The organism is Flavobacterium sp. (assembly GCF_039595935.1).
In the GTDB taxonomy this organism is placed as follows: domain Bacteria; phylum Bacteroidota; class Bacteroidia; order Flavobacteriales; family Flavobacteriaceae; genus Flavobacterium.
Genome location: NZ_JBCNKR010000006.1, coordinates 2,371,930 through 2,386,034, shown reverse-complemented (window position 1 = coordinate 2,386,034; position 14,105 = coordinate 2,371,930). Strand labels below are relative to the sequence as shown.

Genomic DNA, 14,105 nt, shown 5'->3' with positions numbered 1-14,105 from the left:
TATAATTTAAAAAGCCTCAAATTCAATAATTTGAGGCTTTTTAGTTTTCTTTTATTTTAAGACAATTGAAATTCAACTGCCGCTTTTGCATGTATTAAAGTTGTATCAAAAATAGGAACTGATAAATCTCCTTCTTTTATTACCATCGGAATTTCGGTACATCCTAAAATAATGCCTTCTGCACCATTTTTAACCAGTTCATTAGCAATTTCGAGATAACGTTTTTTAGTTTCATCCGTCACAATTCCTCTGCCAAGTTCTTCAAAAATAGTATAATGAATAAAATCTTTAACTTCTTCATTAGCAGGAATAATAGCTTCAATACCTTTCGCTTTTAGCTTATCTTTAAAGAAATCAAGTTCCATTGTAAATTTGGTTCCCAATAACCCTACTTTTTTCAGGTTTTGTTTCTCAATTTCAACAGCTGTTTCTGCCGCAATATGAATAATAGGCAAATCAATCGCTTCCTGAAGTTTATCAGCAATTAAATGCATTGTATTGGCACATAAAACGATAGCTTCTGCCCCGCCGGATTTTAAAAATTCGCAGCCTTTAAAAAGCATTTTAAAAGTCGAATCCCAGTCATTATTGTCGTTATTCTTTTTAATATCAGCATAATTAAACGAGTAAACCAAACATTCAGAGAAGTTTAAACCTCCCCGTTTTTCATTTATTCCAAGATTTATAAGTCTGTAATAATCTGAAGTCGAAACCCAGCTTATCCCGCCAATAAGGCCTATTTTCCTCATAATTGCTGATTTTAAAATTTTATCCGATAATTCTAATTCCTTTTATAAAAATCCATTTCATAAAAAGTTTTTCGCCGTCTTTTGTTTTTACAGCCTGAAATTTAGGCCCAATAATAGTTGCCACAACAAACGATGTCATCGGAATCCAGATTCCTGTTAATCCAGTGTATTGCGCAATTATAAATCTTCCTAAAATAAATAAAATTGCAAATGTTCCTAATTGATACAGGAATGCTCTTACTTGTAGTTTTGTCATTTTTTTTTAGATTCAAAGCTACAAAGTGACAAAGAGGCAAAGTTTTTTTCTTTGCAACTCTGCAGCTACAGCTTTATATTATTTACTTGACTTATTTTTTAGGTTCAAAGCTACAAAGAAAGAAAGGGGTAAAGTTTTTTTCTTTGTTACTTTTAACCTTTGTCACTTTGTAACTATTAAGAAACTTGAAATTTCGTTCTTTTACTTCCTTCGTACATTTCGTATTTAACCAAACGAGCTTCAAGGCTTCCGTTGAAAAGTTTGATTTTTCTTGACGGTTTTAATCCAACAAATTTCAAGGCTTCAAGATTTGCGGTTATAAACCAGGCATTTGTTCCCGGATAATTTTTCTTTAAAGTATCCCCGATATTTTGATAAAAACGCTCCATGTGAATATCTAAACGCTCATCATAAGGCGGATTGAAAACCATGTGCAGTTTTCCTTCAACTTCTTTTTCAGTATCAAAAAAGTTGTCTTCGTGAATCGTTATATAATCATCAAGATTGGCATTTCTGATATTATCTTTTGCTTTGCTAACCGCACTTGGTGCTTTGTCAAAACCTTTTATAGTATAGTGAAACTCTCTGGTTTTCTTCATTAAACTATCAACGATTGTATCAAACAAATCGTTATCCCAGTCTTTCCATTTTTCGAAAGCAAATTCTTTTCGGTTAATATTAGCCGGAATATTACAGGCAATCATTGCCGCTTCGGCAAGAAAAGTTCCGGAACCGCACATTGGATCTAAAAAATGACTTTGGCCATCCCAGCCAGATAACAAAAGAATTCCAGCAGCTAAAACCTCGTTTATAGGCGCAATATTCGTAGCCGTTCTATAACCACGCTGATGAAGTGAATTTCCTGATGTATCTAAAGAAACCGAAACCTGATCTCTATCAATATGTACATTAATTCTTAAATCCGGATATTGTTTATCGATACTTGGTCTCTGCCCTGTTCTTTCTCTAAACTGATCGACAATCGCATCTTTACATTTTTGAGAAACAAACTCCGAATGATTAAAATAAGTAGAATGAACCGTTGTATCAATAACAAAGGTTTGGTTTGCATTCAGGAGTTTTGACCAGTTTATGCCGGCAATTCCTTTATACAAAGCCTGTTCGTTATTAGCTCTAAAAGAATAAATTGGTTTTAGAACTTTAAGTGCTGTTCTAAGCGATAAATTAGCTTTGTACATAAACCCTTTATCTCCTTTAAAACTTACCATACGCACACCTTTTTCGACATCCTGAGCACCAAGCGTACGCAATTCTTTTTCTAATATTTCTTCAAAGCCAAAAAAACATTTGGCAATCATTCTAAAATTTTCTTCCATCTTTATTTTTGTTTTAAAAAACAACCCCGATCGCCGACAGACGCTAACGTTTATTTAGGTATCGCAGCGAAATAGTTATTTTTCGGCAAAAATACACTAAATTTGCCGGACTTTGAATTAATTGAAATAGAATAAATGTCTGACGCACCCAACTCATCTACACCAAATCCGGAAAGAAATACCGAAAGCTGGTTCACATCCTGGTTTGACACTCCGTATTATCACATTCTGTACAAGGATAGAAATTATAGAGAAGCGCAGATTTTCATGGATAATTTAACGCATTATTTAAATCTGCCTGAAAAGGCTAAAGTTTTGGATTTAGCCTGCGGAAAAGGACGTCATTCTATTTACCTGAACCAATTAGGCTATAATGTTTTAGGTGCCGATTTATCTGAAAACAGCATTGCTGAAGCCAGCAAAAACAGCAACGAACACCTGCATTTTAAAGTGCATGATATGCGCGAGCCTTTTGAGGAAAAATTCGACGCTATTTTCAATCTTTTCACGAGTTTTGGCTACTTCGAAAGTGACGATGATAACCTTACAACACTAAAAGCAATTAAAGAAAGTTTATCTGAATATGGTTTTGCTGTCATCGATTTTATGAACGTAAATCAGGTTATCGAAACTCTGGTTCCCGAAGAAGTAAAAACGGTTGACGGAATTGATTTTCACATTAAAAGATATGTTGAAGACGGGCATATTTTAAAAGAAATTGATTTTGAAGACCAAGGCAGAAAATATCATTATACCGAAAAAGTAAAAGCGCTGACTTTAAAAGATTTTCAGGATTTAATGGAAGAAGCCGGAATTTATCTTCTGGATATTTTTGGCGATTATAAGCTTAAAAAATTCCATAAAACCGAAAGCGAAAGATTAATCATGATTTTTAAATAAATTGGTTAAGCGTTTAATCGTTGATTTGTTTAACCGTAAAACAAATTGACAAAAACCGATTAAACGATTAAACAAATCAACGATTAAACAAACTAAAAATGAACTATTTACTACCCTTATTTTCTGTACTTTTAGGATATAGTGTGGCTTTGTTTATAAAACCAAACAACAAAACCAATTTAAAATTACTACTCGCATTCAGCGGTTCTTTTTTGTTATCGTTAACCGTAATGCATCTTCTGCCGGAAGTTTACAGTTCTCATAATCACAAAATTGGTTTATTTATAATGGTCGGAATTTTATTCCAGATTGTTTTAGAATTTTTCTCAAAAGGAGCCGAACACGGACACGTTCACGGACACGCAAAAATGTCTCAAATCCCATGGCTTTTATTCATTAGTTTGTGTATTCATGCCTTTTTAGAAGGTTTTCCGGTAAGTCATCATCATGATCTGGCTGTTGGCATTGCGATTCATCATTTACCAATTGCCGTGATTCTAACGACATTTTTCATCAATGCCGATTTAAACAAAAAAGCCATTTTTGCTTTCATGCTGACTTTTTCTGTTATGACACCTCTTGGAACTGTCGCTTCAGAATATCTGTCTTTTTTAAACGATTATTATACCGAAATAACCGCGATCGTGATTGGTATTTTATTCCACATTTCGTCCACAATTATTTTTGAAAGCAGCGAAGGACACAAATTCAATATTGCCAAAGTTTCGATGATCGTTCTCGGAATTCTATTGGCATTCTTTTTATAATCTGGGCGTGTCAGTATTTAAGAAAAGGCCCAATCAACTTTGCGTTCATTGGGCCTTTTCTTAAATACTGCCGGGCTATCCGCGCTACTTCGGTAGCCAGTTCCTATCCCTCACGCAAAAAGTTTCAGGTTTCAAGTTTCAGGTTGCAATATCAACATTAACAATTGACAATTAACAATTTATAATTCATAACTATTTCCCAGTTCGTTTTTTCTCTTCTTTATTACCAAAATCACGTTCCTGAACCTTAATCTTTTTATTTCCAAAGTTGTAAGTCACAGATAATCTTGCAAATCGACTGCTTTCATTTTGGCTGTAAACCTGAATTACACCGTTTACAATCGATTTATAATCTTTTAAATAAGACGTATTAAAAATATCATTAACCAAAAAAGTCAGCTGCAGATTATTTTTCAGGAAACTTTGTCTAATTGCAATATTCAATCCAGCCATATAACCAATTTCATATAAACCTTTTTTAAACGGAGAACTGTAAAAATATTCCAATTGCAGCTTTGTAGTTTCACTTAGCGTAAAAGTATTTTCTGTTGTAAAATAAAGCTGTTCAGTGTTTGACGGAACTGCATTTATCTCCGAAATAAAACTTGTTTTAGAACCTAAAAGATAAACAGAAGTCAGTGTTTCGAACCAGCTTGTAACTTCTGCTGAATAACTCTCTCCAATACCAAATGAACTTTCATCAAAATAATTTTGTCTTGTTATAACCTGCGTATTGATTTCAGGATTTGAAGTAAAAACAACTCCGTAACCATTTGTTGTTCTATTAAAGAAAATATTAGTTCTTAAATTCTTTTTAAAAGAATACGTAAAGTCAAAATTATTACTAAAAGAAGGCCTTAAAAACGGATTTCCTTCTGAATAACTATTACTATTAATATAAGAACGAAATGGATTCATTAAACCAAAACCCGGGCGATTGATACGTTTTCCGTAAGTGAAATTAAAACCATGATTCTCATTCAATTGATAATCTAAATACAAACTTGGAAACAGCTTTAAATAATCATTTTTCACTTCCTGATGTAACGTCTCAGAATATCCGTTTGTTTGTGTATTTTCTAATCTTAAACCCAATTGAAAAGAGAATTTATCATTGAATTTTTTATTTCCGTTAATATAAACCGCCTGATTATTTTCTTTGTATTCAAACACATTCGACTGATTTGCATCCAAAACTTCACTTCCGGAAATTGTGTTATAATAAAACACATCGCTGTTACTTTTTACAAAACTTACTTTTCCGCCATACGAAAAATCAAAAGCTTTCATTGGATGTTCAAAATCAGCTTTCAAACTAAAATTATCAATATTCTGATTTGAATTATTTCGTGCTGATTGATTTGTGTTTTGATACGTTCCGTCTGGCAAGTACGATTTTGCTACGAAGTTTTTATCGAATTTTGAACCGTAAGTAAAGTAATCCAAATCGACGCTTACTTTTTTCCCTATTGAATCTAATTTTGAAATTAAATGCGCGTTATAAGTCTGGCTTCCTGAATATTTATCATTAAAACCTCTATTAACCAAAAGCGAATCGACTGAATTTGAAGTATTAAAAATCTTGATTCTGGTATTCGAATTCATATCCGGATTATAACTTTCGTTTAAATACTGAAAACCAATTGTCGTTTTATCCGAAACATCATAATCTAAAGATAAACGCCCCGAAAGACTGTTTTCTTTTTGTTTAGAAACATCTCTTAATTCCCAAAGTCCAGTTGGATAATAAATATCCAAATCTTCTGTATTATTTGTGTTTCCAATACGTCCGTTTCCGCTAAACGCAAATCTGAATTTATTTTTGTTGTAGAAGAAACTGTTTCTTAAAGTATAAATTCCGTATTTATTTTGATCGTAAGATGTTGTTGTCGCGTTTTTCCAGGAATCATGCATTCCTTTTTTCATAATAATATTGATAATTCCGCCCGTTCCGTTCGCTTCATATTTTGCAGGAGGATTGGCAATAACTTCAATACTTTTGATATCATTTGCCGAAATTGATTTCAGGAAACTATTCAATTCCTCTCCTGATAATTCAATCATTCTTCCGTCGATCATCACTCTCGAAGCGCCTTTTCCTAAAATATTTATAGAACTATTTTGTACGACAACACCCGGAGCGGTATTTATTGCTGTAAGCGCATCGCCGCCTGTTACGGCAATATTATTTTCGACTTTATAAACTACACGATCAATTTTTTGTTCAACCGTATTTTTTGCCGTTTTTATCACAACTTCATTCAAATTGGCAATAGTTTCTTTTATAATAAGTGTACCTAAATCTGTGTCTTTTTCAAGAGAAATCTCTTTTTCAAATTCTGAAAAACCTAAAAGATTGATTCCTATTTTATAAGTTCCTTTTTTAAGATTAATTTCAAAAGTTCCGTCTTGTTTGGTCGTAGTTCCGTCGATAATTTTTCCTTCTGAATTGAATATCGAAACATCTGCCCATTCTAAAGGTGTAGTTTCAGTTGACACTTTTCCTTTTAATTTTAAAGTTGACTGCGCCAAACAAAACAAAGGCAATAGTAAAAAGATAAGGAGACTTGAATTTTTCATAATTTCTAATTTTAACTTGTTTGATTAATTTGAAGCAAAGTTGCCTTAGAAATTTTCCAGATTCGACCGAGAAAAAAAAGTCGAACCATTTTCTGTTCAGGAAATTGGTTCGACTTTATTAGTTATGAAGTACGACTTTTTACAAGATGTTTATTTTCAACTATTTCGGTAAGCCGTTGGCGTTAAATTGGTGTATTTTTTAAAAGAAGTATTAAAGGAAGATTTTGAATTAAAACCAACTTCATATAGTATTTCTAAAACCGTAAGTTCTTTTTTAGAAGCATCTTTTAAAATATGCATGGCTTTTTGAATACGATATTCATTTACAAAATCAAAAAAATGCTGATCGATATGATGATTTATCAAAACCGACAAATCACGAACCGGAATATTGATCTGATTTGCCAGTTCCTGTATCGTAAGCGACTGATCGAGATAAGGTTCTTTTTCCGTCATATAATCTCTTAAAGCATGAATCTGAGTTTGAATTAAATCGTTTTGAATATTTTCCGAGTCGTTTTTTGTTGTACTTTCCGGAAGAATGTCTTTAGTGAGTTTTAATTTAGAATTTATTCCTCTAAAAAGCTCCGGATGATTGAGCGCTTTCATGATAAACCAGCATGTAATAAGCAGTGCAATGCTGCCTACCAAAACATTAGCCCAAATAAAAGTGTTATTATAATCTGTGTATCGCAATAAAGTTTTTAATATCACAACAATATGTGCGATAAGAAAAACACTAGTCATTTGAAAAAGCCAAACATAAGTTGAGAAACTTGTATTGGCATAATTTTCTAAATAAAGCTCTTTATATTTTCTTAAAATTAAAAACACACCCACAATATAAAATACATATTGAAACTCAACAATGGCATGAAAAAAAAGCATTTCAGGCATTTGATTGTGAACTTTAAAAAACTGGATTTTCTCTATTTCACCCGCCAGATAAAATCTTGGCAGAAAAATTAAATTGACCAATATAAAGGGAAATCCATGCAGTAAATGTTTCCACTTTAATTGAAAATCAGAATAACAAACCGCAAGAACAAATAAGTAAAATAAAGGCATTCCGAGTAGACAGGTTGTCCATCTAAAAACTTCAATATCTAATTGTTCCTCAATAAATTCATAGAAAAAAAATCCGCTTAGATCAATTGCAGATAAAATAAAGAAGAAAGCAAACAATCTGTTTGCCAGTTTATTTTCGGTTTTTACGGTAAATAAAAAGAAAGCCAGAAGCAAGGAAATAAAAACTGCAATCCAGGCAATACCGTTCAAAAAACTTAGTTTATCCATTGGGGTTTTATTAGTTAACAAATATAATATTTTAGTTTATTAAGAAAGAATCCTGAAAGTTTTCAGGATAAAGAAAAACTTCAAAAAAATAAAAATCCAAGCGAGTTTACTTTCTAATTTTTCCTGTTTTTGCCATAAAATAGTTTAATTTTGGAGGATAACTATTTCGACAAAAAATGACATTTACAAAAACAACCGAACAATCTTCAAAATACGAACATTTAGAAAAAATGTCAGTTCAGGAACTGCTGACCAATATTAACAACGAAGACAAAACTGTACCACATGCTGTCGAGAAAGCTTTACCGCAAGTCGAAGCTTTGGTAACACAAGTTGTTGCCAATTTAAAATTGGGAGGCCGTATTTTTTACATTGGCGCCGGTACGTCTGGGCGTTTGGGTGTTGTAGATGCATCAGAATGTCCGCCTACTTTTGGTGTTCCTTTTGATTTAGTAAACGGAATTATTGCGGGCGGCGACACGGCAATTCGTCGTGCAGTAGAAAATGCCGAAGACAATGCCACACAAGCCTGGATTGATTTACAAGCTCATAATATTAATCAAAATGATATTGTTATCGGGATTGCTGCATCAGGAACAACTCCTTATGTTATTGGCGGTTTAGAAACTTGTAATGAGAACAATATTGCAACGGGCTGTATTACCTGTAATGCAGGAAGTCCGCTGGCATTGACTGCAAAATTTCCAATTGAAGTAGTTGTAGGTCCTGAATTTGTAACCGGAAGTTCGAGAATGAAAGCCGGAACTGCACAAAAACTAGTTTTAAATATGATTTCGACCACTGCAATGATTCAGCTTGGAAAAGTAAAAGGCAACAAAATGGTTGATATGCAGTTGAGTAATATTAAACTGGTTGACAGAGGCGTAAAAATGATTATGGGAGAAATTCCGGTTTCGTATGAAGAAGCTTCGGAGTTATTGAAAAAATATGGCAGCGTTAGAAATGCTGTTGATAATTATAGTAAGTAAAAGGTTTTCTGTAAAATGTGAATTTTAACGCAAAGTTCGCAAAGTTTTTTTCTCAAAGTTTTTTTCGCAAAGTTCGCGAAGTTTAAATAAAATTAAGAAGGCAGAGTTCGCAAAGCTTAGATAAAAAACCTTGTGAACTTTGCTGTTAAATATCATTTACAACAACTTTAAACAAAGAAAACCTGAAACCTGAAACAAAATTTCAAAATGAGCACAAATAAACAATTATTAGGAAAAGGAATTAAATATTTAACAGGCGCTCTGCCTTTGATGTTTCTTGGGCCGTCATTAATATATAACGCATTTATGAATCAGCATACGAACTGGCATTATTTGGTTCTCGGAATTGGAATTGTAGCTTGTCTGGGTTCAATGCTTTTGACCTTTTTAGGACTGAAAATTATTATGAGAGGTTTGTTTAATGACTAAATGAGTCGTTCAAACAAACCCGACAGGTTTTAAAAATCTGTCGGGTTTAATTAAAACTTACAATTCAAAATCTTTATTTAAAATTCATGGAAGAAATAATCCACATTCAAAAAACATTCGAGAAAGTTGTTTATATTGATAAACGAATAAACAATCGGGAATTTGAAGATTGTGTTTTCAAAAACTGTGATTTTTCAAACAGTAATTTTAGTTCAAATAGTTTTTTAGACTGTGAGTTTATCGATTGCAATCTTTCCATGACAAGTTTAGCAGGAACTAGTTTAAAGAATGTAAATTTCAGGAATTGCAAACTTCTGGGAATTGCATTTAATGAATGTGATGATTTTCTTTTTCAGGTTCATTTTGAAGAATGTACGCTCGATTATGCTATATTTTCTAATAAAAAAATGCCCAAAACCAAGTTTATAAATTCGTCTGTTCGTGAAGTAACATTTGTGGGAACAAATTTAACCAGTTCTGTTTTTGCCGATTGTGATTTAGACGGAGCTATTTTTAACGAAACACAATTGGCTTCGGTTGATTTTAGAACAGCATACAATTATAAAATAGATCCGGAATTTAATGCAATGCGAAAAGCCCAGTTTTCTACTCAGGGAATTGCGGGACTTTTAGATAAATATGACATCAAAATTGTATAGTTATGAATGCTGATACTTCTTATCTGGAAAGCGTTAAAAAACAGTTTTTGTATTATAAAATGCTGGGCGAAAAGGCTATGGATCAATTAGAACCAGAACAGCTTTTTGTATCCATAAACGAAGATACTAACAGTATTGCTACGATTATTAAACACATTTCTGGTAATATGCTTTCACGCTGGACCGATTTTTTAACTTCTGATGGTGAGAAAGAATGGCGTAACCGTGATGCCGAATTTGAAAATGATTTAAAATCGAAAGAAGAAGTTCTCGAAGTTTGGAACAAAGGCTGGAATTGTTTTGAAAATGCTTTAAAAAGTCTAAAACCAGAACAGCTTTCTGATATTATTTATATTCGAAATGAAGGCCATACAGTTATTGAAGCCATAAACCGTCAGCTGGCACATTATCCTTATCACGTGGGACAGATTGTTTTTTATGCCAAACAATTGAAAAACAGTGAGTGGGAAAGCTTATCAATTCCGAAGAATAAATCAGGAAATTACAATGCCGAAAAGTTTGCCAAAGAGAAAGAAATCAAGAACTTTACTGATGATGAATTAAAGAGATTGAAATAATAAAAGCCATAGGCTTTAGGCTGTAAGCAATAAGCAAAAATGCGGCCAAACTAAAGCTTAAAACCTATTATATAAAGCTTAAAAGCATAAAAAAAAATGAAAAAAATACTATTCTTATTTCCGGTACTGGCTTTAGTATCATGTTATAATGCCGAACATAACTGTAAAGATTTTAAAAACGGAAAATTCAAATTTGAGTTTGAACTAAACGGCGTTAAAAAAACTACTTTTTTTGAGCGCAAAGACAGTATTGAAATTGAAACTTTTGAAGGAAAAACAGATACTTCGACAATTCGCTGGGTAAGTGATTGCGAATATGTTCTGCAAAAGAAACATCCAAAAAATATGGCTGAGGAAAAAGCTATCAGCATGAAAATTTTAACAACTGAAAAAGATTCATACACTTTTGAATTTGGAATGGTTGGCTCTGAAGAAAAGCAAAGAGGAAAAGTTTACAAAGTTGATTAAGACTTTTTAAAACAATATTGAAAGCTCCTATTTTGGAGCTTTTTTTGTACAATAATGTATTTCGACTTTGAACCTTTGCCTGTCTGTAACTTTGTAACTCAAAAAACAAACGTGTTTCTTTTACATTTCTATTTTAAAATAGTATTTTAGGGCTTTAATCTAACCAAATGAAAAATACCATTTCGCAAAGAGTTGCCGACTTTTTAAAAGGATTTCCACCGTTTAATTTTTTGCATCAGAAAGATTTAGAAAAACTATCTGAACAGATTTCTATTATTTATAAAGAAAAAGATGCTGTGATTTTTGCCGAAAATGATAAAACACATGATTCTTTTTATGTCGTTCATAAAGGCGCTGTTGCGTTGAAAAAAAGCACTAAAAATAGCGTTTTAGACATGTGTGACGAAGGTGACATTTTTGGATTACGTCCGCTTTTGGCACAGGAAAACTATATTATGGAAGCTGTGGCACATGAAGAAAGTATTCTCTATGCGATTCCAATTGCTGTTTTCAAACCTTATGCGCTTGAAAACAGAAATGTTGGTAATTTCCTGATTGAAAGTTATGCCTCAAACACCCGAAATCCTTATTCAGACATTCATAAAGATAAACTGTATGGCGATGATCTTCTGAATGAAAATCTGCATTCAAGTAATCATTCATTTGATTTAACACCCATCAAATATTCAAAAAAAATAGTAACCTGCAGTCCTTCCACCACTGTAAAGGATATTGCTAAAATTATGGGCAAAAAGAAAGTAGGAGCCATTTTGATTGTGGATGAAATGCTTCCTATTGGTATATTAACTGATAAAGATCTTCGAAATAAGGTTGTTACTGGCGATTTTCCAATTACAACAACTGCCGAAACGATAATGACAAAACCAGTTATTACGTATCCGAAAAAAATGACGGTTACAGAGGCACAAATGGCCATGATGAAAAGTAATATCAGTCATTTATGTCTAACAAAAGACGGAACTGTTAATACCAAAGCAGTTGGAATTTTATCCAAACATGATGTCATGGTTGCACTTGGAAATAATCCTGCAGTTTTGATAAAAGCTTTAAAACGCACGAAAAAAATCAAAGAAATAAAACCTATTCGCAACCAAATAATGCAGTTACTTCAGGGATATCTGGACCAAAATATTCCGATGACTTTAATTACCAAAATCATAACTGAACTTAATGAAGCCTGTACAAATCGAGTTATAGAAATTTGTCTTGATAAAATGAGCAGTCCGCCGCCGGTAAAATTTGCATGGCTGGCTCTCGGAAGCCAAGGAAGAGGCGAACAAATGCTGCATACAGATCAGGACAATGCAATTGTATATGAAAATGTAAATGAAGTTTTTAGAGACGAAACTAAAATATATTTCTTAAAACTCTCCGGACTTGTTAATAAAGGCCTTTTTGATATTGGTTATGATTATTGCCCTGCCGAAATGATGGCTTCGAACCCAAAATGGTGCATGAGCCTTGATGAATGGAAAACTCAGGTTCATTACTGGATTACCAATCCCGGAAAAAATGAAGTTTTACTTTCATTCATTTTCTTTGATTACAGCTCTACGTATGGCGATACTGAAATCGTCAATCACTTATCTGACTATATTTTTGAGACAATTAAAGCCAATCCTATTTTCTATATGCATTTGGTGAGCGGTGCATTGCAAAGCCCTTCGCCTACTGGATTTTTCAGACAGTTTTTAGTTGAACAGGACGGTGCAAATAAAGATAATTTTGATATTAAAAGAAGGGCTTTAATGCCTTTAACGGATGCTGCCAGGGTTTTGATTTTATCTCATTCGGTAAAATCAATCAGCAATACGGCTGAACGTTTTGAAAAATTAGCAGAACTTGAACCTACAAACAGAGAATTGTATTTATCGTGTTCGTATTCGTTTAAAGCTTTATTGAAATTTAGAACCAAGCAAGGACTTTTGCATCATGATTCAGGACAGTTTATTGCTTTGGAATCTTTATCCAAAATGGAAAAAATTAAACTGAAACGTACTTTTAAAACTATTAAAGAGCTTCAGGAATTGATTTCAGTACGTTTTAATATCTCAAATCTGGTATAATCATGAGTTTATTCAATTTTTGGAAAAAAGAAGAAAATCTATTTGATGAAAATATCACAATTGAGGAAACTCGTTTTGTGGTTTTAGATACCGAAACGACAGGTTTTGATTACGAAAATGACCGAATTTTATGTATTGGTGCTTTAGTTATGCAAAATGGAGTTATTTCTGTTCAGGATAGTTTTGAAATCTATCTTGAACAAGATCATTATGATAAATCGACTGCACAAATTCATGGTATTTTAAAAGATCTGCTTATAAAACGTCCGACGGAATTAGAGGCTTTGCAACAGTTTTTGGAATTTTTAGGCGATTCTGTAATTATTGCGCATCATACTATTTTTGATGTTACAATCATCAACAAAGCATTAGAACGTAATGGGCTTCCGGTCTTAAATAACAAAACTTTAGATACAGCGTATTTATATAAAAGAACTTTGATTAAATCTCATTTATTTGAACGCAAAGATCATTACACTTTAGACGATCTTGCTGATAAGTTTGATATTTCTAAAAAAGACCGTCATACTGCTTTAGGTGATGCTTACATTACTGCTATCGCATTTCTTAAAATTGTGAAGAAGTTGAAAGAGAAAAAAGAAATCAATTTGAATTCTCTTTTTAAATAAAATGATTCTACAACTTATTTTTATTTAAAAATTCACTGTCTTTCTTGAATAAATAAATTTTATTGTTTTTGAAGTATTTTTTTGAAAATTTACCTAAAGAGTCGGGTTTTCTATATACTTTTTTATCTGCATATCCATCTTTTTGTAATAGTATTATACAATCTCTATTTGATTTTATTTCTACAACAAAAGATCCCAGACTATCTGTCTGGGTCTTAATGTTATTGATATTCACGGTTACATTTTTTATTGGTTTATCAGTATCGTAATCGTAAATACTGCCATAAAATCTATTATTAGTGCAACTGGATAATAGAAACAGTAGAAAAATGATTTTCTTTTTCATCTTTTTATTTTTATTCATTAATCTTCAAAGTCTAC

At 32.5% G+C, this 14,105-nt stretch carries 15 protein-coding genes; 9 read left to right on the top strand and 6 right to left on the bottom strand.

Annotated elements, in window-relative coordinates; translation table 11 throughout:
* Window positions 1-56: 56 nt before the first annotated feature.
* The 3 genes from ABDW27_RS20020 to ABDW27_RS20010 form a co-directional block, all read right to left on the bottom strand.
* Complete coding sequence (locus ABDW27_RS20020) at window positions 57-749, bottom strand: aspartate/glutamate racemase family protein (RefSeq protein ID WP_343697506.1); 693 nt, start codon at window positions 747-749, stop codon at window positions 57-59.
* Window positions 750-768: 19 nt separating this feature from the next.
* Window positions 769-1,005: a hypothetical protein gene (locus ABDW27_RS20015; protein WP_343697505.1), complete on the bottom strand. Its 237-nt coding sequence runs from the start codon at window positions 1,003-1,005 to the stop codon at window positions 769-771.
* 176 nt (window positions 1,006-1,181) lie between these two features.
* Window positions 1,182-2,342 carry a THUMP domain-containing protein gene (locus ABDW27_RS20010; protein ID WP_343697504.1) on the bottom strand — a complete coding sequence of 387 codons (1,161 nt, stop codon included), beginning with the start codon at window positions 2,340-2,342 and terminating at the stop codon, window positions 1,182-1,184.
* 135 nt (window positions 2,343-2,477) lie between these two features.
* Between ABDW27_RS20010 and ABDW27_RS20005 the strand changes: the two genes are divergently transcribed.
* Together ABDW27_RS20005 and ABDW27_RS20000 are read left to right on the top strand one after the other, a co-directional pair.
* Window positions 2,478-3,242, top strand: a complete 765-nt coding sequence (locus ABDW27_RS20005) for a class I SAM-dependent methyltransferase (RefSeq protein ID WP_343697503.1) — start codon at window positions 2,478-2,480, stop codon at window positions 3,240-3,242.
* Window positions 3,243-3,340: 98 nt separating this feature from the next.
* Window positions 3,341-4,009, top strand: a complete 669-nt coding sequence (locus tag ABDW27_RS20000; protein ID WP_343697502.1) for a ZIP family metal transporter — start codon at window positions 3,341-3,343, stop codon at window positions 4,007-4,009.
* A 192-nt stretch (window positions 4,010-4,201) separates the two neighbouring features.
* On the opposite strand, the gene ABDW27_RS19995 is transcribed toward ABDW27_RS20000, so the two are convergent.
* Both ABDW27_RS19995 and ABDW27_RS19990 read right to left on the bottom strand, forming a co-directional pair.
* Entirely contained in the window at window positions 4,202-6,589 is a 2,388-nt protein-coding gene (locus tag ABDW27_RS19995) for a TonB-dependent receptor (RefSeq protein ID WP_343697501.1), read from the bottom strand.
* Window positions 6,590-6,745: 156 nt separating this feature from the next.
* Window positions 6,746-7,885: an AraC family transcriptional regulator gene (locus tag ABDW27_RS19990; RefSeq protein ID WP_343697500.1), complete on the bottom strand. Its 1,140-nt coding sequence runs from the start codon at window positions 7,883-7,885 to the stop codon at window positions 6,746-6,748.
* 176 nt (window positions 7,886-8,061) lie between these two features.
* Here ABDW27_RS19990 and murQ point away from each other — a divergent pair, with 176 nt between their 5' ends.
* From murQ to ABDW27_RS19955, 7 genes are all read left to right on the top strand, one after another.
* Window positions 8,062-8,874: an N-acetylmuramic acid 6-phosphate etherase gene (gene murQ, locus ABDW27_RS19985; RefSeq protein WP_343697499.1), complete on the top strand. Its 813-nt coding sequence runs from the start codon at window positions 8,062-8,064 to the stop codon at window positions 8,872-8,874.
* A 207-nt stretch (window positions 8,875-9,081) separates the two neighbouring features.
* A complete protein-coding gene (locus tag ABDW27_RS19980; protein ID WP_343697498.1) occupies window positions 9,082-9,303 on the top strand; it encodes a DUF6095 family protein in 222 nt (73 codons plus the stop codon).
* An 86-nt stretch (window positions 9,304-9,389) separates the two neighbouring features.
* Window positions 9,390-9,962: a pentapeptide repeat-containing protein gene (locus ABDW27_RS19975; protein ID WP_343697497.1), complete on the top strand. Its 573-nt coding sequence runs from the start codon at window positions 9,390-9,392 to the stop codon at window positions 9,960-9,962.
* A gap of 2 nt (window positions 9,963-9,964) precedes the next feature.
* Window positions 9,965-10,540 (top strand): DUF1572 family protein, encoded by a 576-nt coding sequence (locus ABDW27_RS19970; RefSeq protein WP_343697496.1) that lies wholly within the window; start codon window positions 9,965-9,967, stop codon window positions 10,538-10,540.
* Window positions 10,541-10,636: 96 nt separating this feature from the next.
* Window positions 10,637-11,008 (top strand): DNA topoisomerase IV, encoded by a 372-nt coding sequence (locus tag ABDW27_RS19965; RefSeq protein WP_343697495.1) that lies wholly within the window; start codon window positions 10,637-10,639, stop codon window positions 11,006-11,008.
* Between the two features lie 167 nt (window positions 11,009-11,175).
* On the top strand, window positions 11,176-13,095 hold the full coding sequence (locus ABDW27_RS19960) for a DUF294 nucleotidyltransferase-like domain-containing protein (protein ID WP_343697494.1): 1,920 nt from the start codon (window positions 11,176-11,178) through the stop codon (window positions 13,093-13,095).
* Between the two features lie 2 nt (window positions 13,096-13,097).
* The gene (locus ABDW27_RS19955; protein WP_343697493.1) at window positions 13,098-13,724 is read left to right on the top strand and encodes a 3'-5' exonuclease; all 627 of its coding nucleotides are present in this window, start codon (window positions 13,098-13,100) and stop codon (window positions 13,722-13,724) included.
* 7 nt (window positions 13,725-13,731) lie between these two features.
* On the opposite strand, the gene ABDW27_RS19950 is transcribed toward ABDW27_RS19955, so the two are convergent.
* Complete coding sequence (locus ABDW27_RS19950) at window positions 13,732-14,070, bottom strand: hypothetical protein (RefSeq protein WP_343697492.1); 339 nt, start codon at window positions 14,068-14,070, stop codon at window positions 13,732-13,734.
* Window positions 14,071-14,105: the final 35 nt, after the last annotated feature.